This window comes from Caballeronia udeis (assembly GCF_044909315.1).
GTDB lineage: Bacteria > Pseudomonadota > Gammaproteobacteria > Burkholderiales > Burkholderiaceae > Caballeronia > Caballeronia udeis_A.
Genome location: NZ_JBIYEB010000002.1, coordinates 148,700 through 173,125, shown reverse-complemented (window position 1 = coordinate 173,125; position 24,426 = coordinate 148,700). Strand labels below are relative to the sequence as shown.

Below are 24,426 nucleotides of genomic sequence, written 5' to 3'. Positions count from 1 at the left end.
TCAAAACAGCCGCAGCAAGCCGTCCAGTCCCACGAAATTCAACGCCAGGCCGGCGGCTTCGCGAACCACCGGCTTCGCCCGGAACGCCACCGACAACCCCGCTTCCGCCATCATCTTCAGGTCGTTCGACCCGTCGCCCATCGCAATGGATCGCTGCGGATCAATACCCAGTTGCGCGCAGGTTTCACGCAGCGTACGCGCCTTGACATCGGCATTGACGATCTCGCCGGTGACCTTCCCGGTCAGTTTGCCATCGACTATTTCAAGCGTATTCGCGTGCGTGAAATCAAGCCCGAGCCGTGCCTTCAGCTTCTCGGTAAAGAACGTGAACCCGCCGGATACCAGCAAGGTTTTCAGGCCCGCCGCCTTCGCCCCCGCGAGCATGGTCTCCGCGCCCGGCGAAAGGCGCAGCCGTTCCTCATAAACCCGTTCCAGCGCGCTTGCATCGAGGCCCTTCAGCAGCGCGACACGCCGCGTCAGGCTCTCGTTGAAATCCTTGATCTCGCCACGCATGGACGCTTCGGTGATCGCCGCAACCTCTGCCTTCAACCCGCAAAAATCGGCGATCTCGTCAATACACTCGATGGTGATCAGCGTCGAATCCATGTCCATGGCGAGGAGGCCGAAATTGCTCAGTCGCAGCGCCGGGTCAATGAACGCGTAATCCAGCCGATGCGCGCCGCAATACGCGTCAATATCCGGCCGCTGCAGCGGCTCGGCGCCGCGCAGACGCAACACCCGGCCGGCGTCCGCGCGTTCAGTCTGTTGCGAGCGGGCGAGCGCGGTGAGCGGTTTCAGGTGCGTATCGGCGATCGGGTCGAGGCTTTGGATGACGAGGTTCATGACGGGTGGGGAGCGAGAAAAATGGCGTGGGGAACAGTCGAGACCCGTCATTGTAATGGTCCCGACCGATGGCGGACGTGCGTGCCACGCCGCTATGATGGTTGCCGATAAAACGACGGAGACCTGCATGACCCCGACCGAACGCGCGCTCGACTTCGATCTGCGCAAGCTCGACGCCGCGTTTTACGCGGATCCGTATCCGGTCTACGACGCGTTGCGTACCAGGGAGCCAGTCAGGACAATGCCCGACGGCTCGCTGTTTCTCACGCGCTATCGGGACGTGCAGGCCGTGTATCGCGATCCGAAAACCTTCAGTTCTGACAAGACCGTGGAATTCGGCCCGAAGTACGGCGTCCATACTCCGCTGTTCGCGCATCACACGACCAGCCTCGTGTTCAATGATCCGCCGCGCCACACGCGCGTGCGCAAACTGATCGCGGGGGCGCTGACCGCGCGTGCGATCGCGGCAATGGAACCGGGTCTCGTGAGTCTGGTCGACGGCCTTCTTGACCAGGCTGCGGCACGCGGCGAGATCGATTTGATCGATGATTTCGCTTCTGCAATTCCGGTTGAAGTGATCGGCAACCTGCTCGACGTGCCGCACGACGAACGCGCGCCATTGCGTGACTGGTCGCTGGCGATTCTCGGCGCGCTGGAACCTGCGCTGAACGTGGAGCAGGAAGCGCGGGGCAACCGCGCGGTGGCGGATTTCATCGACTATCTGGTGACGCTGGTTGCGCGGCGTCGTGCGCATCCTGGCGACCCGCAGCACGACGTGCTGACGCGGCTGATTCAAAGCGAAGCCGATGGTGAGCGCCTCGACGAAGCCGAACTGCTGCACAACTGCATTTTTATCCTGAACGCGGGGCACGAGACGACCACCAACCTGATCGGCAACGGCATTGTGCTGCTGGCGCAATGGCCGGAGCAGCGAACGCGGTTATTGGCCGATCCGGTGTTGATCGAAAGCGCGATCGAGGAATGCTTACGCTACGAAAGCTCGAACCAGCTTGGCAACCGGATAGCGACGGCGGATACGCAGATTGCCGGGATACCGGTGGCGCGCGGGACGCCGGTGACGCTGTGCATCGGGGCGGCGAATCGCGACCCGGAGCAGTTCGAGGCGGCAGACCGTTTCGATATCGCTCGCGAACCGAACCGGCATCTTGCGTTTGGCTTTGGGATTCACCAGTGCGCAGGGTTGTCGCTGGCGCGGCTGGAGGCGCGTATTGCGATTGGGAGGTTTGTTGCGAGGTTCCCGAATTACGGGCTTGCGGGGGAGCCGGTGCGAGCTTTCCGGGCGCGGTTTCGAGGATTTGTGAAGGCGCCGGTGAGGGTGGGGTGAGTTGAGGGCGCCCTTACCGGCACGCCTTAACTCACCTAGGTTCAGCGCATCAATCCATGCGATTTCGCGTAATCGCGCAAGGCCGCATTCATCCGCGTTTGCCAGCCTTCGCCTTGCGCTTTATAAGCGTCGACCACATCGGGGTCGATGCGCAATTTGATCGGCAACTTCGGGTTTTCCAGTTTCGGCCGTCCGCGCGGGCGCAGGATTTCCGTTGCCCGCTCGTGCCCATAAAGCTCTGGCAAAACCTCCGATGCCGGTCGTGCACGGGCGAATTCCGCCTCACCCCATTCAGGGTTCTCGTCCGGCACTTCTTCCTTGTTCTGCTTGTTCATACCGCTTTACCTCACGAAGGTTTGCCTTTCTTAAACTAATAACGTGAATCCTGTTGCCGCGTGGCGTGAAAACCAGCATGTGTAGCCGGTCGGCTATTAAACCGAGAGCCTGAAACCGGCGTTCGACATATATGCTGCGACAGTCTTCAACGATCAAAGCACTCGACATGACAAAGTCGCGGACCGCTTCGAACGACAGGCCTCGCGCCTCGATATTTGCTTCACTCTTTGGAACGTTATAGGAAATGCCCATGAATAATGTACCCCCAAAAAACGGTGAGTACAAGGATTATTTGTACACCCAAAATTTATAAGCGCTGCTGGCTGAAAAACCACAACCCTGAGGACAGCAAGAGGAGTTGCCGAAGGGCGCAGACGCGCCGGTCGAGCCTGCGGCAATTCGTCATTGCACTGCAATAGTCCCGCTACGCCAAAATTTTAAGAATACGCAAATTCTTATTTGCATTTACGGGATGGAGGCTACCGCATCACTCTCTGCGGATCGACATCCCAGTAAGGCGGATCGCCGAAATGCTCCGTCAGGAAATCGATGAACGCCGTTGTTTTCGGCGGGACGAAAGCACGGCTCGGGTACACCGCCCAGATCGCCACCGTTTCCGCGAGCGGGTAACTATCGAGCACAGCCATCAACTCGCCGCTGTGCAGGAACGGCGCCACGCTCCACGTCGATTTCAGCCCGATACCCATCCCGGCAAGCAATATGTCGCGAATAACCTCGCCGTTGTCCGTGTCGACCCGGCCGGACACGCGCACATCGATGATCCCGGCCGGCGTGACGAACGCCCAGTCTCGCTGTCCGGACAGGACGGCGCACTCGTGTTGCGCGAGATCGGCGGGGTGGCGCGGCGTGCCGTGCTCAGCGAGATACGCGGGAGACGCGCACAACACGCGCCGGTTGCTGGCGAGTTTTCTCGCGACGAGCGTCGAATCCTTCAATGCTCCAATACGCACAGCCAGATCAATGCCTTTATCGACGAGATCGACGATCTGGTCGGTCAGGCGCAAGTCCAGGCTCACACCCGGATAGCGGCGCAGGAATTCGGGAATGACCGGCGACACATGCTGACGCCCGAGCGACGAGGGCATGGTCACGCGCAAACGTCCCTGGGGTTGTTCGAACGCGCGTCCGACCGAGGCACGCGCGGCATCGGCGGCGTCGAGCAGGGCGCGGGCGCGCTCGACGAAAATTTCGCCTTCCTGCGTAACACTGATGCGCCGTGTCGTCCGATGCAAAAGCCGCGCGCCAAGCTGCCGCTCGAGTTGCGCGAGCCGGGCGCTCGCCACGGCGGCGGACAACCCGAATTCCCGTCCCGCCGCCGACAGATTCGATAGAGCCGCCGCCCGCACGAACAGTGCGACGTCCAGCAGGTCAAGCTGCGTCTTGTAGGGCAATTCGCTTTGCGCGTCTATTTTCGTCATTTTCTTGATTATCAATAAAATGTTTCAGCAATTATGAAGGTTTCACGAGAAGCTGAAATTCCTTAACATCGGGTCCATGCATTGCAATCCGACACCTACCGACGCCTGATACCCCCTTTGAGGAGCTATTTCATGAAAGCGATTGCCCTGACCCGTTACCTGCCCGTCTCGAACCCGGAATCGTTGACGGACGTGGAGATCGACAAACCCGCGCCGGCCGGCCGTGATCTGCTGGTGAAGATTGAAGCGATCGGCGTGAATCCCGTCGATACGAAGGTGCGTGCGCCGAAGGACAAGGTCGAAGAAACGCCGCGTGTCCTCGGTTGGGACGCGTCGGGCGTGGTCGAAGCGGTTGGCCCGGACGTGACGCTGTTCAAGGTGGGGGACCCCGTCTTTTATGCCGGCAGCATTACCCGGCCGGGTTCGAACAGCGAGTTCCATCTGGTCGATGAACGTATTGTCGGCGTGAAGCCTGCCTCGCTCGATTTCTCGCACGCAGCGGCATTGCCTCTGACCACGATCACCGCATGGGAGGCGCTGTTCGACCGAGTGGGCGTATCGGCGGAAGGGCATGACGCGGGTAAGTCCGTGTTGATCGTGGGCGGCGCCGGCGGCGTGGGGTCGATCGGCATCCAGCTCGCGAAGAAAGTGGCGAAGCTGAAGGTGATCGCGACTGCGTCGCGGCCGGAATCGGCGAAGTGGGCGACCGAACTGGGCGCGGATCATATCGTCGATCATTTCGGCGACATGCCGAAGCAACTGAAGGATGCAGGCTTCGAGCAAGTGGACTACGTGCTGATCTTCAATGACACGGACAAACATTTCCCTGCCGCTGCCACCGTCATCGCACCGCAAGGGGGCATTTGCACGATCGTCGAAAACGGCAAGCCGATTGCCGTCGAATTGCTGAAGGCGAAAAGCGCCGCGTTCCATTGGGAATTCATGTTCACGCGCTCGATGTTCGGTACGCCGGACATGATCGAACAACACAAACTGCTCACGGAAGTGGCGCGACTGATCGACGCAGGCACGATCAAGACGACGCTTGGCCGCGATCTCGGCAAGATCAATGCAACGAACCTGCGGGAAGCGCACCGGCTGCTGGAAGAAGGGCGCGCGATAGGCAAGCTGGTGCTGACCGGGTTCTGATTCGCCCGGCGTTTCGATCGGCCAATCCATTGCAGGTTGCACGCGCGCCACGGGTTTCCCATGAGAAGCCCGCGGCGCGCGTCGCGCTAGACTGTTCGCGCCACACGCGCGGCGAGGCCACCCCGGCGCCGTTGCTGTATGCCCGGCGTGACGGCTGCACACGGAGGGGTTTTCGCATGATCGATCGTTCGGGTTTTGTTCAGGTTGGCCGGTCAGCGCAAGGTCGTCTGATTGCCGCAAGCGCCGTGATGGCGCTGCTGGCTTGCGTGGTTGAACCGGTGGCTCATGCGACACCCAGCATCAAGGTGCTGTCGGAAGTCGCCTACGACGGACCGATCAAATACACGGTGAAGATGGCGTCGAAGAACTGGGGCAGTGCGCAGGAAACGCGCACGATCCGCTCAGGCCAGACGGATGACTTCTCGTGGCAAAGCAAGCCTGCCGGCGGTTCGCAGAACGTCCCGGATGCATGCCCGGACGTGGACGCCATCCGCAATGCAAGCGGCACGACGGTGCGTCAGGTGAAGATCCGTTTCGCGGCGGTGGTCGCGAATAGCGGGGACGCCGACGTCCAGTTGAGTTTCCAGGGCCACGCGCCCCGACCGGCCACCGCCATCACCGTGGGCGGCAAGAAGCTTCAATGCCCCACCGATAACTTCTTCAGCCAACTGGTCCATTTCACGATGCCCACCGGCGGCGCCGAAAAGAGCGTCACGCTCAGCGACGGTACCAAACTCACCATCAGCGCGAGCCGCAAGTAACGTCTCGTCCGGCGAGTTTTACGTTTCGCACCGGTGTTCGAGGGCGGGGCGGCGATAGTCCGCCGCCCCGCCTTGGTCGGCGCGCGCCTGTCCCATCTGGCACGTTTTCTGCAACGTAATAGCGGCCACGCGTTTATCTGCGCGTGTTAACCGGTGTTAGCCGTTTATCCCGTCACGCCGTCAGAGAGGCTCTCCGGCAAAGGTCATTCGCGATGCCACACATGATCTGGAAAGGCGCGATCAGCTTCGGGCTGGTCCACGTCCCCGTGCAGCTTTATCCGGCGACGCAGTCGGAGAAGGTCGGCTTTAACCTGCTCGACAAGCGCTCGATGGACCCTATCGGCTATAAGCAATTCAACAAGAACACGGGCAAGGACGTCACGCGCGAGAACATTGTGCGGGGTTTCGAGTATGAGAAGGGCAAATACGTCGTGATGAGCGACGCCGAAATTCGCTCGGCGAATCCCGAATCGACGCAGACCGTGGACATCGTCGCGTTCGTCGAAGCGCCCGAAATCTCGTTTCTTTCCCTCGATACCCCGTATTACCTCGCACCCGACCGCAAGGGCGAGAAGGTGTATGCGTTGCTGCGCGATGCGTTGAAGGCGTCGGGGAAAGTGGGCATAGCAAACGTCGTGCTGCACAACAAGCAGCATCTGGCCGCGTTGATTCCGGTCGGTCCGGCGCTGGCGCTCAACACCTTGCGCTGGGCGGACGAAGTGCGTCAGTTCGACGAGTTCAAGTTCCCCGATGAGAGCTCGAAGAAGGCGGGGGTATCGCCGAAAGAACTGGAGATGGCGCAGCGCTTGATAGACGACATGACCGAGACATGGGACCCGCAGGATTATCACGATACGTTCCGCGAAGACATCATGGCGCTCGTCAACAAGAAGGTGAAGGCAGGAAAGACCGAGGAGGTGTCGGAGGTTGAAGAAGGTGAGCCGCGCAAGGCGTCGGCGGAGATTCTCGACTTGTCCGAATTGTTGAAGCGCAGTCTGAAGAAGGACAAGCCCGCAAGACACGGCGCCAAAGGCAGCAATAGCGCCGTCGATGACCCGTCTGAAACCGAAGCCGCGGAGCCGGCGGCCAAACCCGCGCGCAAGACGGCAACGCGCCGCAAGCGTGCTTGACGTTGTCGTAACGCGTTGAGCCGGGCGTTAAAACACGACCCACGCACCAGGAAAAGCGATCCGCCGATGGCCGATAAACTGGAAACCTATCAGCGCATGAGGCGCTTCAACCAGACGCCCGAGCCATCCGGCCAGACGGCGGCGAGGGCGAAGCGCGCGTCGAAGAAGGCTCAGGCAAGCGCGCTTTCGTTCGTCATCCAGGAGCACGATGCCCGACGCCTTCATTACGATTTTCGTCTCGAACTCGACGGTACGCTGAAGTCCTGGGCGGTACCGAAAGGGCCGAGTCTCGATCCGTCCGTGAAACGGCTGGCCGTGCATGTGGAAGATCATCCGATCGACTACGGTTCGTTCGAAGGCGATATTCCCGAGGGAAATTACGGTGCGGGCAGCGTGATCGTGTGGGATCGCGGGACGTGGGAACCGCAGTCAGGGAGTATCGACGAGGCCCGCGAAACCTATGCGAAGGGCAAGCTCAAGTTTGTCCTGCACGGCGAAAAGTTGCGGGGCGGCTGGACGCTCGTGCGCAGCAACATGCGCGGCAATGGCGATAAGGAGCAATGGCTGCTGATCAAGGAACGCGACGACGAAGCCCGCAACGAAGCCGACTATGACGTGCTGCTCAAGCAACCCGGCAGCGTGATGAGCGATTCACTTGGCGCACGCACGAAGAGCGGTGAAGTACGCGAAAGGACCGAGCGCAAGACCGCTGCCAGGACGAGCAGGACCACGAAGACCGCGCCATCGCCAAAGCGGCCCGCCGTGAAGGATCAAGGCAAGAGCCCGGAGCGGCCGCGTCCGGATATCGTGGCGAACCGGAGCGCCGAATCGCTGCGTGCGCTTAGCCACAACCCTGCAATCCAGGACGCGGTACGCGCCAGGCTTCCTGCCACCATGAAGCCCCAACTCGCGACGCTCGTGGATACCGCGCCATCGAGCAATGATTGGTCATACGAAATAAAATTCGATGGTTATCGGATCCTGATGCGCATCGACCGCGAGGCCGCATCGAAAGAGAAATCCACGCAGATCTTCACGCGCAACGGCCACGACTGGACCGACAAGTTCAGCCGTCAGGTCAAGGCATTGGGCAAGCTTGATGTGGATACCGCGTGGCTCGACGGCGAGGCGGTCGTGCTTGACGACAACGACCTGCCGAACTTCCAGAAACTGCAGAACGCGTTCGACGCCAATCGTCCGCAAGACATCGCGGTCTATTTCTTCGATATCCCTTACCTCAACGGTTACGACCTTCGCAGCGTACCGCTGCTGCAGCGGCGAGCGATCCTGAAGGCGCTGCTGGAACCGGTTGATGACGACGCGCTGCGTTTCTCCGCGGACTTCGAATTCAACGTCGACGATCTGCTTAAAAGCGCTTGCGACATGGCGTTGGAGGGGATTATCGGCAAGCGGCGCGACAGCGGTTATACGCCGGGACGCAGCAGCGCATGGATCAAGCTGAAATGCCGGCGCAGGCAGGAGTTTGTGATCGGCGGATATTCGGAACCTTCGGGCAGCCGGGGGCAGTTCGGCGCGTTATTGCTTGGGGTATATGACGCGCACGGCAAACTGCAGTACGCAGGGCGCGTGGGAAGCGGCTTCGACGCGCCGACCCTGCGCGACGTCAAGAAGCAACTCGATGCACGCGAAGTCAAGACAATGCCCTTCGCCAGCGCGCCGAAGGAGCGTAGCCGGACGCCGGTGCATTGGGTCAAGCCGGAACTCGTTGCCGAGTGCAATTTCGCTGAATGGACGTCGGAGCGGATTGTGCGGCAGGCGTCGTTTGTCAGCCTGAGGGATGACAAGCCGGCGCGTGAGATTGTCAGGGAAGTGCCGAAATCCACGCAGGAGGCCGTGTTGGACGATACAGACGAAGACAACGGTAAAAGCCGGAAGCCCGCGAAGAAGACAGCAGCCAAAAGCGCGGCGAAGGCGACTCGCGCGGTGAAAGCGGCGACGAAAAAAACCACGGCGAAGACTGCCGATGCAGCGAAACCGGCCAGCAAATCCAAGCCGGCTTCCGAGAAGACTGCAACGAAGACCGCCACTAAAAAAGCCCAACGCGCTCCCGCTGGTACCGAGCTTGTCGCGGGCGTGAAGATCAGTCATCCCGATCGTGTGATCGATCCATTGGCGGGGACCAGGAAGCTCGATCTCGCCCTCTACTACGAGTCCGTTGCGCCATGGATGCTGCCGCATCTGAAAGACCGGCCCGTGTCGCTGGTGCGTGCGCCCGGGGACATTACCGGCGAGCTGTTCTTCCAGAAGCACAGCGAAAAACTGACCATTCCAAACGTCAAGCAGCACCCGGGCATCGACCCCGGTCACCCGGCGCTCATCACGATAGAAAACGTCGGCGCGCTGGTGGGCGCGGCACAAATGGGCACGATCGAGATGCACACGTGGAACGCGCTCGCGGCCAGAATCGAAAAACCTGACCGGATGGTCTTCGATCTCGATCCGGGCGACGGCCTCGGCTGGGACCGGATGCAGGAGGCCGCACGTCTCACGCGTGAATTGCTGACGGAACTCGGCCTTGAATCGTTCTGCAAGACCAGCGGGGGCAAAGGTTTGCATGTGGTCGTACCACTTACGCCGCAGGCCGGTTGGGACGAAGTAAAGGGATTCTCGCAGGCGGTGGCGCAACATATGGCGAGCACGCTGCCCAAGCATTTCTCGGCGAAGATGGGCAAGCAGAATCGCCGGAACAAGATATTCGTCGACTACTTGCGCAATAACCGCGGCTCGAGCACGGTCGCCGCGTTCTCGCTGCGTGCGCGGCCGGGCATGGGGGTGTCGGTACCTATCGGCTGGGATGAACTCGATGCCACCACAAGCGGCGATCAGTGGAATATCGGCAATCTGCATGAACGCCTGGACGCACTCAAGACCGATCCATGGAGCCAGTACGCAAAGACACGGCAGCGCATCACCGAGTCAATGAAGAAGCGGCTCGATATCAAGTGAACGAAGGGAAATATCGGTACGACGAGATTGTAATGATGCAGCAAGGCAAGACATCCCACGACGATGCCCACCAACATTCGGCACCGGACGGGCGAGGAGTGGAAAGCCAGGTATCGGGCGTCGCAAAAACGCGACGGCGGCGCGGTCGCATGAGACCGGTCAACGTCCCGCTTCACAGGAAGGGGACGAGCCGCACGAGGCAGTATGTGCGCGGGCCCCTCAGTCGCACAAGCCGTGATGCAACAGCGGCGGTTGCTGCCCGTGGTCAACAAAGCGCCTCTTGCGTAGAATGGGCGCGCGGTATCGGAGAACGTGCACGCATCGCGTGTGAGGCAAGCTGAGAAAGGCGTTCATCGATTCCACTGCAGTTGTTTCTACCATTTTTGCGGGCGTGCCGACGTGTGCATCGGTAATCGATGCCGACCCGGTGTGGAGTCCGGGACAGCGAATCGGCAGCGCTCGACGTCCCCGCCGGTCCGGGCGAGATGCCGGACCATGCCACAGCCACCACGAATTGCCACCACGCCGTGCGCCGGGTCCGGCACGGGTTCCGGCATTCGGTATCCGGATCAACATCGCGGCAAACCCGCGGCAAAATCCTATCGGATGGATCATGCAATACGATCTCCTGTCCCGTCTGAAAACCGAAACCGCCGAGTGCCACACGCGGCTGGAAAACGCACTCGACCTGATGCGCGCTGAATGGCCGCGTGAGGACTACGTGGCTTTGCTCGAGGGCTTTTACGGATACGTTGCGCCGTGGGAGGACGCGGTGGCGGCAGCCATGCCCGCGCCTCTGCGCGAATTCTTCGGAGAGCGTCGCAAGGCGTTGCTGCTGGCTTCGGACCTGGCGCTCCTGACCGGCGATAAAGACCGCGCGAACACGGTGACAAAAATTGATCGGCTGCCTGCGATGGACAGCATTGGCCGCTTGTTCGGTTCCATGTACGTCATGGAGGGTTCCACACTCGGGGGACGCTTCATAGCGCCACACGTCGCAATATTGTTCGGTCTGCAAAGCGGTTATGGAAACGCTTATTTTGAAGGCTACGGCTTGCGTACGGGCAGCATGTGGAACACGTTCCGTGAGACCGCGAGCGCGAACGTGCCGCCCGGGCAGTACGGTGTGGCCGTGGACGCCGCGATAGCTACGTTCGACGGGCTGCACGACTGGCTCGGCAACGTCCGCGCAAGCTCGGGGGCAACGGCATGAGCAGCGGGCCCGAGCCGCTGCCGCCCGATACGGCGGCCATGCGCACACAAAACGATCTCGGCGGCCTGCCGGGTTCAGGCCCGAGCGGAACAACGCCTGTGCTACCGCTACCGGGTGCAGCGCCGGCCGGCTCGGCACCCGTGGCACCCTCGGCGCTCACGGCGGACGGAGCGGAAGCGGCGGATGTGCCGTGCGACGCCGAGCCGATCCACATTCCCGGCAGCATTCAGCCGCACGGTTACCTGTTGTGTCTCTCAAGCACCTTCACCCTCCTGCAGGTCAGCGAAAATGTCGCGGCGCTCGTGGGTATCCCGGTGGAACAACTCCTGGGCGAACCGGTGGACGTGGTGACAGGTGCGGCCGCTGCGGCAAAGATCGCCCATGCCGCTGCCACGGCCATGCTCGACGAAGCGCCGCTTTATGTCGGCGCGATCGACAACCCGCTCTTCAGTCCGCGTGAAACCGCTCAGGGCCGGCTTTCCATGGCAACGGACGGTCCTGAACTCGACATCACGATGCACCGGCACGACGGCAACCTGATCGTCGAACTCGAAGTTGCGCGGCATCCGACCGCAGACGTGTTTGCATCGATGTATCCGCTGGTGCGCACCTTCACGCGCAGCCTGCAGGACGTGGCGACCCTCACCGGACTCGTGGAACTTGCCGTGCGCGAAGTGCGCGCGATGACCGGTTTCGGCCGCGTGCTGCTCTACAAATTCGACGACGAGGGCCGCAGCCAGGTGCTGGCGGAGCACATCGATGACGGCTACGCGTCGTTCCTGCACCAGTTGTTTCCCGCCTCCGACCTCCCACGGCAGGCGCGCGCGTTATACGTGAAGCAGCGCGTTCGGCTTGTCGCCAACGCGGACGCGAAGTCCGCGCGGCTCGTGCCGCCTGTGAACCCTGTGACGGGCCGCCCGACCGACCTCACGTATGCCGCGCTGCGCAGCTTCTCGCCGATTCATCTCGATTACATGCGCAACATGGGTACGCATGCGTCGATGTCGGTGTCGCTGGTCGTGCACGGGCAGCTCTGGGGCCTGATTTCCTGCCACGAGCACGACGCGCGTCTCGTGCCGTTCGAAGTGCGTGTCGCGATCGAGCATCTTGGGCAACTGCTGTCGCTGCAGATCGAGGCGAAGGAGGAGCGTGCGGAGACGGCCTATCTGCTGGGCCTTCGACGCACGATGTCGAAGCTCATGGGCACGCTTGCCGAGCAGGACGACTACCTCTCCGCTCTTGAGTCGGCGCCTGACGATTTGCTGTGTTTCACCGGATCGACCGGTGCCGCGATCGTGGTGGACGGCAAGGCCACGCTGGTGGGTTTCACGCCGGACCAGGAGACTGTGCTCGCGCTCGCGCAGTGGCTCGCGTCGATCACGTCGGGTGTCTACGCGACCGACGCGTTGTCGCAAGCGTGGCCGCGTGCGTCGCGTCACACCGACACCGCGAGCGGCATCCTGGCCGTGCCGATCTCACAGATTTTTCGCAACTACGTCATCTGGTTCCGTCCCGAAACAACCCGCACGATCACGTGGGCGGGGGAGCCGGTCAAACGTGTGTCGAGCCAGGACGGTGGTGTCTTGCCGCGCAAGGACTTCACGCCGTGGCTCGAAACCGTGCGCAACCGGTCGCTGCGATGGCACCCGGTGGAAGTGGAAATTGCGGGCGAATTCCGGCTGGGCATGCTCAACATCGTGCTGCGCCGGGCGGAAGAACTGGCGGAGCTCGCGGATGAACTGCGTCGCGCGAACAAGGAGCTCGAGGCGTTTTCGTATTCCGTTTCGCATGACTTGCGCGCGCCGCTGCGCCATATTGCCGGGTATGGGGATTTGCTGCGGGAAAGCGAAGGCGAGAAACTGTCCGAGCGCAGCAAGCGGTTCCTCGACAACATGCTCGAGTCGGCGCGTTTTGCGGGCGTGCTGGTCGATGACCTGCTCACGTTTTCACAAATGGGCCGTGCCGCATTGCGCCCGGTGAGCGTCGACCTGAACCAGCTGGTGAGATCGGTCGCGCAGGAATTTGGTGCCGAGACAGCGGGCCGAAAGGTGGAATGGGTCATACCGGAACTGCCGAGCGTCACGGGCGATCCGGCGTTCCTGCAGATCGCGCTGCGCAATCTGTTTTCGAATGCGGTGAAATATACGAGGACACGAGAATCGGCGAAAATCGAGTTGTCGGTCAATTCGACGGCCGATGAATACATTGTCAGCGTGCGGGACAATGGCGTCGGTTTCAATATGAAGTATGTGAACAAATTGTTCGGCGTGTTCCAGCGGCTGCATCGCGCGGAAGAGTTCGACGGCACCGGCATTGGCTTGGCGAACGTACGCCGGATCATCGAGCGGCATGACGGCCGGACGTGGGCTGAAGGCCGCGAAGGCGAGGGCGCCGCGTTTCACTTTTCGCTGCCGAAGGTGTTCAGGGCCGAGTCCGCCAGTGCCCAGAACACTGCCGACATGCGGCGCAAGCCAGGACCGTCGTCATCGTCGAGTTGAACGTGCCATGCCTGACTGATTGATCCCGCTATCGCGCTTGTTCAACCCCGTCAAACCCGTCATCCCGGACTATGCTGAAACCCATTTTGCTTGTCGAAGACGATCCCAGCGATCTCGAACTGACGCTCGTGGCGCTCGGCAAGAGCCAGCTTGCCAATGAAGTGATTGTGGCGCGCGACGGCCAGGAAGCGATCGATTACCTGCGTTGCGAAGGCGAGTGGAATGTACGCAATCCAGGCAATCCGGCGGTCATCCTGCTCGACTTGAAGCTGCCGAAAATAGATGGCATGGAGGTGCTCGAAACCATCCGCACCAGTGAGGCGCTGAAGTCGATTCCGGTTGTCATGCTCACGTCGTCGCGCGAGGAGCAGGATCTCATTCGCAGCTACGCGCTCGGCGTGAACGCCTATGTGGTGAAGCCGGTCGAATTTAATGAATTTGTGCAGGCAATTGCCGATCTCGGCGTGTTCTGGGCGGTGCTCAACGAGCCGCCGCCCGGTTCCACGCGAGTTCGCCGTCAGTCCGCGCCGGAATGAATCTGGTGCACACTGTCGTCTTCCTCCTGCACGGCGCCCGGCTTCGCGGCCTGGGCCCGCTGGTCCTTTCGTTGTTTTGCCCGATGCGACCCGCCCGGCAGTATCGCGTGCGCCGGTTCGCCTGAGTGCCCTGACCATGCAGCCCTTGCATCTGCTTCTCGTAGAAGACAACGCGCTCGACGCGGAACTGACCTTGACCCAGTTGGAGCGCGCCGACTATAAGGTCGACGTGCAAATCGTCTACACGGAGCAGGGTTTCATAGCGGCGCTGGAAGCATCCAGCTTCGATGTGATCCTCGCGGACTTCGTGATGCCGGTGTTCTCCGGCGTCGAAGCGCTGGCGATCGCTCGCGAGCGTGTGCCGCATACACCGTTCATCTTCGTCTCCGGCGTGCTGGGCGAAGAGCATGCAGTCGATATGCTCAAGCGGGGCGCCACCGACTACGTCCTGAAACAGCGCCTGCAACGGCTGCCGGCGGTCGTGCGGCGCGCGTTGACCGAAAGCACCGAGCGTCAGCAGCGGATAGCGGTCGAACGCGCGCTGCGGGAGACGGAAACGCACTTTCGCTTGCTGGTGGATGCGCTCAAGGACTACGCCGTCATCACGCTCGATCAGGAAGGCCGCATACGGACGTGGAATGCGGCGTCGGAACGGATTCTCGGGTTCGCGGCGTACGACGTGGTCGGGCAGTCCGCCGAAGTGTTCTACGGCCAGGAAGATCGCGACACCTGCGTATTCGCCCGCGAACTCGAAACGGCCCAGGCCGAGGGCAGTGCGAGCGACGACCGGTGGCTGTGGCGCAAGGACGGACGCTCGTTTTTCGCCTCGGGCGTGACGACGGCGATTCGTGCCGATAACGGCGAACTGATCGGCTATTCGAAGATCATCCGCGACGTCACCGAAGAGCACATGGCCGCCGACGCCCTGCGCGTGGCGAAGGAGCAGGCGGAGACTGCAAACCGGGCGAAGGATCACTTCCTGGCGGTGCTGTCGCACGAATTGCGCACGCCGCTGACGCCTATTGTCGCCGCCGTGCGTTTGCTGGAGATTCGCCACGCGCTGCCCGCCGACGCGCAGGCGACGCTCGAGCTGATACGGCGCAACGTGGAACTCGAAGCGCGCTTGATCGACGATCTGCTCGACCTGACCAGCATCGCGCGCGGCAAGCTGTCGCTGAACTTTGCGAATGTGGTGCTGGAGACGCTGATGTCGAGCGCGCTCGATATGTCGGAGTCCGATCTGCGCGGCAAGGGCCTGACGCTGGAAACGACCCTGGGCGCTACATCCACGCTGGTTTTCGGCGATGCCGCGCGCTTGCAGCAGATCGTGTGGAACCTGATGAAAAACGCGGTGAAGTTCACGCCGGCAGGCGGGCGTATCGCGGTGCGGATGTGGAATCCCGATGCGTCGACCATTGCGATTTCGGTAACCGACAGCGGTATCGGGATCAGCGCGGAAGCGTTGCCGCGAATTTTTTCGGCCTTCGAGCAAGCTGATGATTCGATCACCCGTGCGTTCGGCGGGTTGGGGCTGGGCCTGGCTATTGCCAGTACGCTTGCGTTGAAGCATGGCGGGACGCTGACTGCCCAGAGCGATGGGCGCGACAAAGGCGCGCGATTCACGCTGACACTGCCGCTCGTCAAGTCAGGGGCCGAGGACGAAACGTCGCCTCTCGCGGCAAAGGACCCGGATGAGATCGTGCGGTCGCTGAAGGTGCTGCTCGTCGAAGACAACGAATACACGTCGTCAGCCATGGCGCAGGTGCTGGAGGTGCTCGGACATCAGGTCGGCGTGGCCACTACGGTCGCCGAGGCGCTTGCCTTGGCCGGGAGCGAAACCTTCGATCTGCTGGTCAGCGATATCGGCCTGCCCGACGGCAGCGGGCTCGAGGTCGCCCGTGCGTGGACCGGGTTGCAGCCCGGAAAACCATCGGTTGCGATCACCGGCTACGGCATGGACGAAGACATCCGCCGATGCCGCGAAGCCGGGTTTTTGGATCACCTCACCAAGCCGGTCGACTTCGCCCGCCTGGAGTCACTGATTCACGCTTTGGCGCGGCGGCCGGGCGGCACGTAGTTCGCCGGCTCTCGCCGGGCCTTGCGTCTTGCGCGTTTTTTCACCCGCGCTTCGGCTTTTCCCGCTCCACCAGCTTCGCCGCCATGAACCGGTGTTCCGGCGAGAACAGCCGCCGGTAGGTCAGCAATACGGCGCCCACCGTTCCGAGGGCCGATGACGCGGCGATAAAAAACATGATGACGATCTGATAACGCACCGCCTGCAGCGGCGATTGTCCAGCCAGCACCTGACCGGTCATCATGCCTGGCAGGCTCACCAGTCCCACTACGGTCATCTGGTTCAATGTCGGGATCATGCCTGCGCGTACCGCCTGACGCGCCGGCCCTTGTGCGGCTTCCCACCGCGTCGCACCGAGCGCGAGCGACATCTCCACCGCGCCGCGTCCCGCTGTCAGTTCCTCCGTCATCCGCTCGATGCCCAGCGACACGCCCGTCAACGTGTTGCCGAGGATCATCCCGAGAATAGGGATGGCGTATTGCGGCTCATACCACGGATGAATCCGGATCACGACGAACAGTCCCACCGCGGCCACCAGCCACGAACTCACCCAGATCGACACGACGCTGTCCACGCGCTGTCCAACATACGTGCGCCTTCCGCGATTCGATGCCGACAGTCCCGCTATCAGCGTCATCAACGCCATCAACGGCAATACGACGTACCAGCGTGAAAACTGGAAGACCCAGCCGAGCACGTACCCGATCGCGAGGAGTTGCACGACCGTGCGCACCGCTGCCCATACCAGCTTGCGCTCCAGGTCGAGCTTCAGCGCAACCGACAACACCCCGTTCACCACGATCAGCGCCGCCGCGATCGCAATGTCGAGCAGGCTGAGGTTCTGATAGCCGCTCATGACAATGTCCCTGCGGTCATCACGAGCTGGCGCTCGCCCACGCGTTGCGCCTGCGCAGGATCATGCGACACCCAGATGCTGGCGCGTTCACCCTGTCGATCGTCGAACCAGGCACCGACGAGCGCTTCTATTTCCAGCGCGGAAGCCGGATCGAGCGATGCAGTCGGTTCATCGAGGAGCAGCACGTCGGGGTCCACTTGCAGCACGCGTATCAGCGCGGCAATTTGCGCTTCGCCGCCCGATAGTTCGCTCGCGCGTTTATCGAGGAAATCGGCTTGGCGGCCTGCCCGGCGCGCCAGTATGACGACCCGCTCGCGATCAAAGCGCACGTCGCGATAAACCTTCAGCGAAAACGGATAACGCAGGTTGTCTTCCACGCTGCCATCGAGCATGGCCGGGCGTTGCGCAATGTAAGCCACCCGCCGTCGGTACGCTGGAATAGCCGCCCGCGCGATGGTTTTTCCGCGCCACTGGATCACACCGTCGTCGACAGGATCGAGCTGCGCAAGCGCACGCAGGAACACGCTCTTGCCCGAGCCCGACGGGCCGGTGACTACCGCGCGCTGGCCGCCGGACAAGCTGAACGTGGTGGGATGCAGCAAGACCAGGTCGCGCACGGGATCGCGGCGGGTGAGCGCTGTCGCGCGAATCAGGGGCGTGTCGGCTGGCGTGGACATGGCGAAGACATGCTTGGGGAAATGATCTCGGAGCGCAATCATAAATCACGGTTCCTTAAGCGAGCCTTGGATCAGGTATCCGATACCCGGAGTGGGCGCGTTCCGATCGGGCTTTTCAGGCGTCGGGCCCGGCGGGACCGGTATCATCGCCGGGCACGGGATGTGCTGTGCGTTTTTTCAAGAAAAATCAATGGAGCTGCTATGGCGCTGGCCCGGAAAATCAGAACAACAGCCGCGTGGATCGTCGCAGTTCTGATCATCCTGATCACCGTGCTGGTGATCGTGTTCCTGACGTTCGACTGGAACCGGGCCCGTCCCTGGGTCGACGATAAAGTCTCGCAGGCAATCGGGCGGCAATTCCAGATTACCGGCGACCTGAAGATCGGCTGGCAACGCCCGCCGGGTGAAACCGGCTGGCGCCGCTGGGTCCCGTGGCCGCGTTTTTCGGCGGAAAAAATCACGGTCGCGAATCCCGACTGGACCAAACAGAAATATTTCGCGACCCTGGACGAGATCGATTTCCAGGTCGAGATCCTGCCGCTGCTCGCGCACGACATTGTGATTCCATCGATCAACCTGGTGAATCCCTCGATCGATCTGGAACGCCTCAAGGACAATCGCGATAACTGGACGTTCAAGTTCAAGCAGTCGACCGGACCGTCAACCTGGAACCTTCAACTGCATGACATCGCGCTGGACAAAGGCAATATCGCTTACGCGGACGAGATCACGAAAGCGGACATGCAGGTGGTGGTGAATACGCTCGGCCAGGTGATTCCTATCGGCGATGTCATGAAGGAGCAGGAAGCTGCGTCGCAGAAATCGTCGGCCCAGATGGTCGGCAAGAGCGGCGCGGCCAAGCTGAACCAGCAAGTCGGTGAAGCTACGGCATCCGAGGCAGCGGCCGCATCCGCCGCGTCGGCCGCTGCCGCTGTGAATGCGAGCGCGCCAAACCCGGCAAGCGTCCCGGCGAACACCAGCATTGCCACGAAGGAAGGACCGAAGCCGTCCGTGCAGTCTTATGGCATCGGCTGGTCGGCGAAGGGCAAATACAACAGCGTGGCGGTGTCCGGCGACGGCAAGGTCGGCAGCGTGCTCGCGCTGCGGGACGCCATGCGCCCGTTCCCTGTGCAGGCGGATGTTCGTATCGGAGACACGCATATTGCGTTTGTGGGGACCGTGACGGATCCGGCCCATCTTGCCGCGCTCGACTTGAGGCTGTGGCTGCAGGGTGTGAGCCTGGAGCATTTGTATCCGATCGTCGGCGTGCCGCTGCCGGCGACACCGCCCTATGCAACGGAAGGGCGGCTCGTCGGCCAGTTCCGGGCTGACGACAACGTCTTCAAGTACGAGAACTTCACCGGGCGCGTGGGCGGCAGCGACCTGAACGGCTCGCTGACGTTCACGGGAAGCAAGCCGCGGCCCCAGCTGTCGGGCGAACTGGTGTCGAACCTGCTGCAGTTTTCCGATCTCGCACCGATCATCGGGGCGGACTCGAACGCGAGCAAGGCGAAGCGCGGCGACACGGCGAAACAGCCGTCGTCGAAAGCGCTGCCGACCGAGGAGTTCAAGACGGATCGATGGAAGACGATCGATGCCGACGTGAAGTTCACCGGCCGCAAGATCATCAAGGACCCGGCGCTTCCGATCACCGACCTCCATACGCACGTCGTGATGACGGACGGCGTGCTGTCGTTTGAACCGCTGGCATTTGGCGTAGCGGGTGGGACGCTGTCGTCGGATATCCATCTCGATGGCAGTAAGGAGCCGCTCCAGGGCCGCTTTTCCACCTCGGCGCGGCATCTGAAGCTCAAGGAGTTGCTGCCGACCGTCAAGACCATGCAGTCGGCGCTGGGTGAAGTGAACGGGGACGCGGCGTTATCGGCGACGGGCAATTCGCCCGCTGCGCTCGCCGGCACCATGAACGGCGAGGTCAAGACGCTGATCACCGACGGCACGGTCAGCCGGTTGTACATGGAAGCGGCGGGGCTGAACGTGGCGAACGCGGTCTATGAAAAGCTCTTCGGCAAACACGATGTGAAGATCAACTGTGCCGCGGCGGATTTTGTTGCGACCAATGGCGTGCTGGAATCGCGCGTGTTCGCCCTGGATACCGACGACGCCGTGATCAACATGGACGGCACGGTCAATCTGAAGACCGAGGAGATGGACCTGAACATTCATCCGCACACGAAGGGTTTCCGGGTGTTCTCGCTGCGCTCGCCGCTGTACGTGAAGGGGACGTTCAAGGATCCCCATGTAGGCGTAAACGCCGGCGCGCTGGCGGCGCGCGGCGCGGCGGCGGTCGGGCTCGGTCTGCTCAACCCGTTTGCCGCGCTGATCCCGTTGATCGCGCCGAGTAACAACAAGCCGCTGCCGTGCACGCAAATGCTTGCCGACATGCGTGCTGCGCCGTCCGCACCGCCGCCGGGGCAGAAGGAGAAAGCGAAGGGCGCACCCGCGTATATGGAACAGGGCGTGGCGAATCCGGCGGCTGCATCGTCCGGTAGCGGCAAGGGTGGCGCGGCCCGGCCGGCGGCGCCTGCGCCGGCTAGCGCGGCGCTTTATCGCGGAAGCTGATAACCGGCGCTGCGATTGCCAACTACCGGCGTGTTTGCACGAAGCCCCGCGAAGCGGGGCTTCGTGCCTTTGGATGGCCGGTATCGGCGATTTCCAGATTTCAATTTGCGCATCTTGACGCGCATTTATGCATAAAAATATAATATTGCGTAGAATAATGCGCAATATCGAATGAGAATTCAGTGGATGTAAGTGCGCATAATAGTGCGTAAACAGGGGAAATATCCTATAATTGCGTATCATGACGCGCAAATATACGGACCCCATCAGCAATTTCGAGCGTGTGGCAGCGGAACTCCGTTCGCTGCGGCGCGAGCGTCGCATGAGTCAGCAGACGCTGGCTGATCGAGCTGGCGTGTCCCGGCGCACAATCACCAATGCGGAAGGCGGGCAGAACGTGGGCCTTCATGAGCTCTGCCGGATCGCCAACGCGCTTGGCTACGACTTCACGCTGCGTCCTAAAGACACCGTGGTCTTCGAAGATCTGGACTTCTTCTTCAGGGAGGACGAATGAGCACGCCGTCATCGCTCAAGCCTGCGCAGCCGTTCGACCTGGAACAGCTCTTCGACAAAATCCGCCGGCTCGACGTCCATACGCCGCAAGGCATGGCCGGCTTGCTGGCGAAGGAGAGCACGTTCGTCTTCAATTATGGTGAGGTCGAGCCGGACGCTGCTGTGTCGCTGACCATGCCCGTGCGCCGCAAGAGCTACAGCAGCGGCGCGCTGATGAACGTATTCGCAATGAACCGGCCGGAAGGTTACCTGCGGTACATCATCGAAGAACGGCTGGCGCGGTTCGGTACCCCCAGCGACATGTTCCTGCTGTTCCTCGCCGGGCGAAACCAGATCGGCAGGCTCACCTATGCGCTGCATGGCCAGACAGTGCCCGAAGGCGAGGGCGAGCGGCTGGACGAGCTGCTGTCCTCGCCTTCGGGACAATTGTTCGAGCGGCTGGTGAGCAAATATGCGCTGGGCTCGGGCATTTCAGGCGTGCAGCCAAAGACGGTGGTGCCGCTCGCGCCCGAGGTTCCCGCCGGCGTCGCAACGCTCGATGCCCACGCGACCTTGCCGCTGACCACGGTGATCGTGAAGGCTGAAGGCGATGACTATGCGGGGATTGCCCGCAACGAATTCCTGTGCATGTCGGTGGCGCGCGAGGCGGGCTTCGACGTGCCGGATTTCTGGCTCTCCAATGACGGCCTGCTGTTCGTGATGGCGCGTTTCGATCGTGCGCCGGACGGCACGCCGCTCGGTTTCGAAGACATGAGCGTGCTGACCGGCAACGACAAATACCGCGGCAGTTACGAGATGATCGGCCGGGCAGTGGAGGTCTACACCGGCGCCGATTTCCGTGCGCAATCTATCCGCCTGTTCGAGCGTGTCGCGCTGTCGTGTTTTCTTCGCGATGGCGACGCGCACATGAAGAACATCGGCATTATCTATACCGATCCCACCGGACCACGCCGGCTCTCGCCCATCTACGATGTCGTCTGCACGGGCGTCTATCCGTTGCTCGACGGCAAGATGGCGTTGAACCTGAACAAGTCGAAGGTTTTCCCTGTGCCCGGGCAGCTCATTGCGTACGGCGAGCGCCTGGGCCTGAAACGCGCTGAGGCGCAAGCGATCCTGCTGCGTATCGACCAGGCATTCGACACCGTTGCTGAACGGCTGAGCCAGGACGATCGATATAAAGCCGACGATCTGCTCACGCGTATTCAAGAGGTGATCCGCCGGACCGGCGCGATCCCCGTCGCGCGGGCGAAGCGGCCGGCGTTCCGTCTTCCGTGAATATCGGCGTGTGCAAGACGCTTTTGAGTCACGGAGTTTAAATCGTGCTGCATCAGTGACTTAAGCGTCGAGCCCCGGGCTTATCAACAAGCCTGCCCACAATTAGTGGGGATAACTCGCCAGCCGTTGCGCGGGCGGCAATATGCCGTCAGCAGCCGCTGTCGCGTGGTTCAAAACGGATCGATCCCGAACTACGCTTATTTATCAAAGGTTTAAGAAGATAACCTCACGCTTGTCCACAGGGCCTTCAACAGTTTGTGTGCACAACTTCGCTGCCGGAAACGATTCGATCCGCTTGGCCCGAATGCTTTGAAGCAGAGCCTGAAAACCGTTTCCATTCAATGCGTTCCGGGGTTTGTCAGAAGGTTGTCAACAGGGTGGTCCCCAATTTCTGTGCACAACTTTGGCGGGTGACGTCATTCGGCTAGCGCCTGTCGGACAAAGGCCTGTATTTATCCGCAAGTCGTTTCGTTTTCCGTCTTAAAATTGCGCCGCACCCCTTTTTTGAGATGGGTGCCGTGCGCCCGCGGCCGGCGCTTGCGCCCAACCCTACTGAAAAGGTTCATGCGTGAAGCAGTTAACCATTCGAAACCGGATTCTTGTGAGCTTCGGTGTGATTCTCGCGCTGATGCTGGTCATGGCCGCCTGTTCATACATCCTGCTTGGCGCGATCGATCGTGATGCGCGCAGCCAGGAGGAGGATTCGTCGCCGGGCGTCTATCTCGCGACGACGATCCGCTCGGCGTGGTTCGAAAACTACACGGTGGTCCAGCGGCTTATTTTTATCGATAACGATCCGGACCAGATCCGCCGCGACGCGCAGCGCATCGCGGAAACCCGTGACTCGCTCGACAAGCTGCTCGACCAGTACGCGGCCACGGTGTTTGAAGACACCGACCGCCGCCTCTTCAACGATTTCAAGCAGCAGCGCTCCCTTTATGCTCCGATCGCGGAGCAGATCCTGGCCGATTTGCCGGGGTCGAAGGCGGCTGCCGCAGCGGCCTTCAATACTCAACTCACGCCTGTCTGGGAAACCGGCCGGACCGTGGTGCGGGCGCTTGTCGAGCACAACAACGACCAGCAGACGGCCTCGTCGAAGAGCATTCGCGATTCCGTCCGCCAGGCTGAAATCACGTTGCTGGTGGTCGTCGTGGTGACCATTCTGGTGGCGGCATGGGCCGGCTTCCTGCTGCTCAGGGCGATCGCCGTGCCAATGCAGCGGCTGGTGGAAGTGGTCGATGCAATGCGCACCGGCGACCTGTCGCAGCGCCTGCAACTGGAGCGCGGAGACGAGTTCGGCGCACTGGGGGCCGGGTTCAACCGCATGACGGATGAGCTGACGGGCCTGGTCGGTCAGGCTCAGAAGTCGGCGGTGCAGGTCACCACATCGGTGGCGGAAATCGCCGCGACCGCTCGGGAGCAACAAGCGACCGCCAGCGAAACCGCCGCGACGACGACCGAGATCGGGGCCACGTCGCGGGAGATTTTTGCCACGTCGCGCGATCTCGTGCGCACGATGAACGAAGTGTCGAACGTGGCCGAACAGTCGGCGCTGCTGGCCGGTACCGGCCAAGTGGGCCTCACGCGGATGGAAGACACCATGCGGCTCGTGATGGAAGCGGCCGGCTCGGTGAACGGCAAGCTCGCGATCCTCAACGAGCGCGCGAGCAACATCAACCAGGTGGTGGCCACCATTACGAAGGTCGCCGACCAGACCAACCTGCTGTCGCTCAATGCGGCGATCGAGGCGGAAAAGGCTGGCGAATATGGGCGCGGTTTCGCGGTGGTGGCGACCGAGATCCGCCGTCTCGCAGACCAGACAGCCGTCGCCACTTTCGATATCGAACAGATGGTGAAGGAGATCCAGTCGGCGGTTGCCGCGGGCGTGATGGGCATGGACAAGTTCTCCGAGGAAGTCCGCCGCGGCATGACGGACGTGCAGCAGGTCGGAGGGCAACTGTCGCAGATCATCCAGCAGGTGCAGACGCTCGCACCGCGTTTCGTGATGGTCAATGAAGGCATGCAGACGCAGGCGACCGGCGCTGACCAGATCACGCAGGCGCTCGCCCAATTGTCCGAAGCCGCGCAGCAGACGGCCGAGTCGCTGCGCCAGTCGACGCAAGCGATCGACGATCTCACGCACACCGCCAACGGACTGCGCACCGGGGTGTCACGCTTCAAGGTGGCGACGTGATGACCCGCGCGCTTGCCGATTTTTCGTCCGGTTGCTGAGA

Annotated in this window: 19 protein-coding genes; 13 read left to right on the top strand and 6 right to left on the bottom strand. The window is 61.8% G+C overall.

What is annotated here, in order from left to right:
* Positions 1–843, bottom strand: a complete 843-nt coding sequence (serB, locus tag ABH944_RS03565; RefSeq protein ID WP_404604548.1) for a phosphoserine phosphatase SerB — start codon at positions 841–843, stop codon at positions 1–3.
* A 127-nt stretch (positions 844–970) separates the two neighbouring features.
* On the opposite strand from serB, the gene ABH944_RS03560 reads away from it, so the two are divergent.
* Entirely contained in the window at positions 971–2,188 is a 1,218-nt protein-coding gene (locus ABH944_RS03560; RefSeq protein ID WP_404604549.1) for a cytochrome P450, read from the top strand.
* Positions 2,189–2,229: 41 nt separating this feature from the next.
* Here ABH944_RS03560 and ABH944_RS03555 read toward each other — a convergent pair whose 3' ends face one another.
* The 3 genes from ABH944_RS03555 to ABH944_RS03545 form a co-directional block, all read right to left on the bottom strand.
* Entirely contained in the window at positions 2,230–2,523 is a 294-nt protein-coding gene (locus tag ABH944_RS03555; protein ID WP_404604550.1) for a BrnA antitoxin family protein, read from the bottom strand.
* Positions 2,480–2,776 (bottom strand): BrnT family toxin, encoded by a 297-nt coding sequence (locus tag ABH944_RS03550; RefSeq protein ID WP_404604551.1) that lies wholly within the window; start codon positions 2,774–2,776, stop codon positions 2,480–2,482. The genes ABH944_RS03555 and ABH944_RS03550 overlap by 44 nt, the downstream gene beginning before the upstream one ends.
* Positions 2,777–3,003: 227 nt before the next feature.
* Complete coding sequence (locus tag ABH944_RS03545) at positions 3,004–3,963, bottom strand: LysR family transcriptional regulator (RefSeq protein WP_404604552.1); 960 nt, start codon at positions 3,961–3,963, stop codon at positions 3,004–3,006.
* Between the two features lie 132 nt (positions 3,964–4,095).
* Between ABH944_RS03545 and ABH944_RS03540 the strand changes: the two genes are divergently transcribed.
* From ABH944_RS03540 to ABH944_RS03505, 8 genes are all read left to right on the top strand, one after another.
* Positions 4,096–5,112 (top strand): zinc-binding alcohol dehydrogenase family protein, encoded by a 1,017-nt coding sequence (locus ABH944_RS03540; protein ID WP_404604553.1) that lies wholly within the window; start codon positions 4,096–4,098, stop codon positions 5,110–5,112.
* Between the two features lie 176 nt (positions 5,113–5,288).
* A complete protein-coding gene (locus ABH944_RS03535) occupies positions 5,289–5,873 on the top strand; it encodes a DUF6013 family protein (protein ID WP_404604554.1) in 585 nt (194 codons plus the stop codon).
* A 212-nt stretch (positions 5,874–6,085) separates the two neighbouring features.
* A complete protein-coding gene (ku, locus tag ABH944_RS03530) occupies positions 6,086–7,003 on the top strand; it encodes a non-homologous end joining protein Ku (protein WP_404604555.1) in 918 nt (305 codons plus the stop codon).
* A 66-nt stretch (positions 7,004–7,069) separates the two neighbouring features.
* Entirely contained in the window at positions 7,070–9,970 is a 2,901-nt protein-coding gene (gene ligD / locus ABH944_RS03525) for a DNA ligase D (RefSeq protein WP_404604556.1), read from the top strand.
* Positions 9,971–10,583: 613 nt separating this feature from the next.
* The gene (locus tag ABH944_RS03520; RefSeq protein WP_404604557.1) at positions 10,584–11,183 is read left to right on the top strand and encodes a biliverdin-producing heme oxygenase; all 600 of its coding nucleotides are present in this window, start codon (positions 10,584–10,586) and stop codon (positions 11,181–11,183) included.
* Positions 11,180–13,681 carry an ATP-binding protein gene (locus tag ABH944_RS03515; RefSeq protein WP_404604558.1) on the top strand — a complete coding sequence of 834 codons (2,502 nt, stop codon included), beginning with the start codon at positions 11,180–11,182 and terminating at the stop codon, positions 13,679–13,681. The genes ABH944_RS03520 and ABH944_RS03515 overlap by 4 nt, the downstream gene beginning before the upstream one ends.
* A 71-nt stretch (positions 13,682–13,752) precedes the next feature.
* Positions 13,753–14,217, top strand: a complete 465-nt coding sequence (locus ABH944_RS03510) for a response regulator (protein ID WP_404604559.1) — start codon at positions 13,753–13,755, stop codon at positions 14,215–14,217.
* Between the two features lie 136 nt (positions 14,218–14,353).
* Positions 14,354–16,294 carry a hybrid sensor histidine kinase/response regulator gene (locus tag ABH944_RS03505; protein WP_404604560.1) on the top strand — a complete coding sequence of 647 codons (1,941 nt, stop codon included), beginning with the start codon at positions 14,354–14,356 and terminating at the stop codon, positions 16,292–16,294.
* Between the two features lie 40 nt (positions 16,295–16,334).
* On the opposite strand, the gene ABH944_RS03500 is transcribed toward ABH944_RS03505, so the two are convergent.
* Both ABH944_RS03500 and ABH944_RS03495 read right to left on the bottom strand, forming a co-directional pair.
* Positions 16,335–17,147, bottom strand: coding sequence for an ABC transporter permease (locus tag ABH944_RS03500; protein WP_404604561.1), 813 nt, complete (start codon positions 17,145–17,147; stop codon positions 16,335–16,337).
* Positions 17,144–17,824 carry an ABC transporter ATP-binding protein gene (locus tag ABH944_RS03495; protein WP_404604722.1) on the bottom strand — a complete coding sequence of 227 codons (681 nt, stop codon included), beginning with the start codon at positions 17,822–17,824 and terminating at the stop codon, positions 17,144–17,146. Before ABH944_RS03495 ends, ABH944_RS03500 begins: the two co-directional genes overlap by 4 nt.
* A 201-nt stretch (positions 17,825–18,025) precedes the next feature.
* On the opposite strand from ABH944_RS03495, the gene ABH944_RS03490 reads away from it, so the two are divergent.
* The 4 genes from ABH944_RS03490 to ABH944_RS03475 all read left to right on the top strand — a co-directional run bounded on the left by ABH944_RS03490 (position 18,026) and on the right by ABH944_RS03475 (position 24,386).
* Complete coding sequence (locus tag ABH944_RS03490) at positions 18,026–20,404, top strand: AsmA family protein (RefSeq protein ID WP_404604562.1); 2,379 nt, start codon at positions 18,026–18,028, stop codon at positions 20,402–20,404.
* Positions 20,405–20,645: 241 nt separating this feature from the next.
* Complete coding sequence (locus tag ABH944_RS03485; RefSeq protein WP_062083854.1) at positions 20,646–20,918, top strand: helix-turn-helix domain-containing protein; 273 nt, start codon at positions 20,646–20,648, stop codon at positions 20,916–20,918.
* Positions 20,915–22,192, top strand: coding sequence for a type II toxin-antitoxin system HipA family toxin (locus ABH944_RS03480; RefSeq protein WP_404604563.1), 1,278 nt, complete (start codon positions 20,915–20,917; stop codon positions 22,190–22,192). Before ABH944_RS03485 ends, ABH944_RS03480 begins: the two co-directional genes overlap by 4 nt.
* Before the next feature lie 568 nt (positions 22,193–22,760).
* Positions 22,761–24,386 carry a methyl-accepting chemotaxis protein gene (locus tag ABH944_RS03475; RefSeq protein WP_404604564.1) on the top strand — a complete coding sequence of 542 codons (1,626 nt, stop codon included), beginning with the start codon at positions 22,761–22,763 and terminating at the stop codon, positions 24,384–24,386.
* Positions 24,387–24,426: the final 40 nt, after the last annotated feature.

What these genes read in the sequence shown, in the direction of transcription:
- serB (WP_404604548.1), bottom strand. Translation starts at nt 843, where the DNA reads ATGAACCTCGTCATCCAAAGCCTCGACCCGATCGCCGATACGCACCTG.
- ABH944_RS03560 (WP_404604549.1), top strand. Translation starts at nt 971, where the DNA reads ATGACCCCGACCGAACGCGCGCTCGACTTCGATCTGCGCAAGCTCGAC.
- ABH944_RS03555 (WP_404604550.1), bottom strand. Translation starts at nt 2,523, where the DNA reads ATGAACAAGCAGAACAAGGAAGAAGTGCCGGACGAGAACCCTGAATGG.
- ABH944_RS03550 (WP_404604551.1), bottom strand. Translation starts at nt 2,776, where the DNA reads ATGGGCATTTCCTATAACGTTCCAAAGAGTGAAGCAAATATCGAGGCG.
- ABH944_RS03545 (WP_404604552.1), bottom strand. Translation starts at nt 3,963, where the DNA reads ATGACGAAAATAGACGCGCAAAGCGAATTGCCCTACAAGACGCAGCTT.
- ABH944_RS03540 (WP_404604553.1), top strand. Translation starts at nt 4,096, where the DNA reads ATGAAAGCGATTGCCCTGACCCGTTACCTGCCCGTCTCGAACCCGGAA.
- ABH944_RS03535 (WP_404604554.1), top strand. Translation starts at nt 5,289, where the DNA reads ATGATCGATCGTTCGGGTTTTGTTCAGGTTGGCCGGTCAGCGCAAGGT.
- ku (WP_404604555.1), top strand. Translation starts at nt 6,086, where the DNA reads ATGCCACACATGATCTGGAAAGGCGCGATCAGCTTCGGGCTGGTCCAC.
- ligD (WP_404604556.1), top strand. Translation starts at nt 7,070, where the DNA reads ATGGCCGATAAACTGGAAACCTATCAGCGCATGAGGCGCTTCAACCAG.
- ABH944_RS03520 (WP_404604557.1), top strand. Translation starts at nt 10,584, where the DNA reads ATGCAATACGATCTCCTGTCCCGTCTGAAAACCGAAACCGCCGAGTGC.
- ABH944_RS03515 (WP_404604558.1), top strand. Translation starts at nt 11,180, where the DNA reads ATGAGCAGCGGGCCCGAGCCGCTGCCGCCCGATACGGCGGCCATGCGC.
- ABH944_RS03510 (WP_404604559.1), top strand. Translation starts at nt 13,753, where the DNA reads ATGCTGAAACCCATTTTGCTTGTCGAAGACGATCCCAGCGATCTCGAA.
- ABH944_RS03505 (WP_404604560.1), top strand. Translation starts at nt 14,354, where the DNA reads ATGCAGCCCTTGCATCTGCTTCTCGTAGAAGACAACGCGCTCGACGCG.
- ABH944_RS03500 (WP_404604561.1), bottom strand. Translation starts at nt 17,147, where the DNA reads ATGAGCGGCTATCAGAACCTCAGCCTGCTCGACATTGCGATCGCGGCG.
- ABH944_RS03495 (WP_404604722.1), bottom strand. Translation starts at nt 17,824, where the DNA reads ATGTCCACGCCAGCCGACACGCCCCTGATTCGCGCGACAGCGCTCACC.
- ABH944_RS03490 (WP_404604562.1), top strand. Translation starts at nt 18,026, where the DNA reads ATGGCGCTGGCCCGGAAAATCAGAACAACAGCCGCGTGGATCGTCGCA.
- ABH944_RS03485 (WP_062083854.1), top strand. Translation starts at nt 20,646, where the DNA reads ATGACGCGCAAATATACGGACCCCATCAGCAATTTCGAGCGTGTGGCA.
- ABH944_RS03480 (WP_404604563.1), top strand. Translation starts at nt 20,915, where the DNA reads ATGAGCACGCCGTCATCGCTCAAGCCTGCGCAGCCGTTCGACCTGGAA.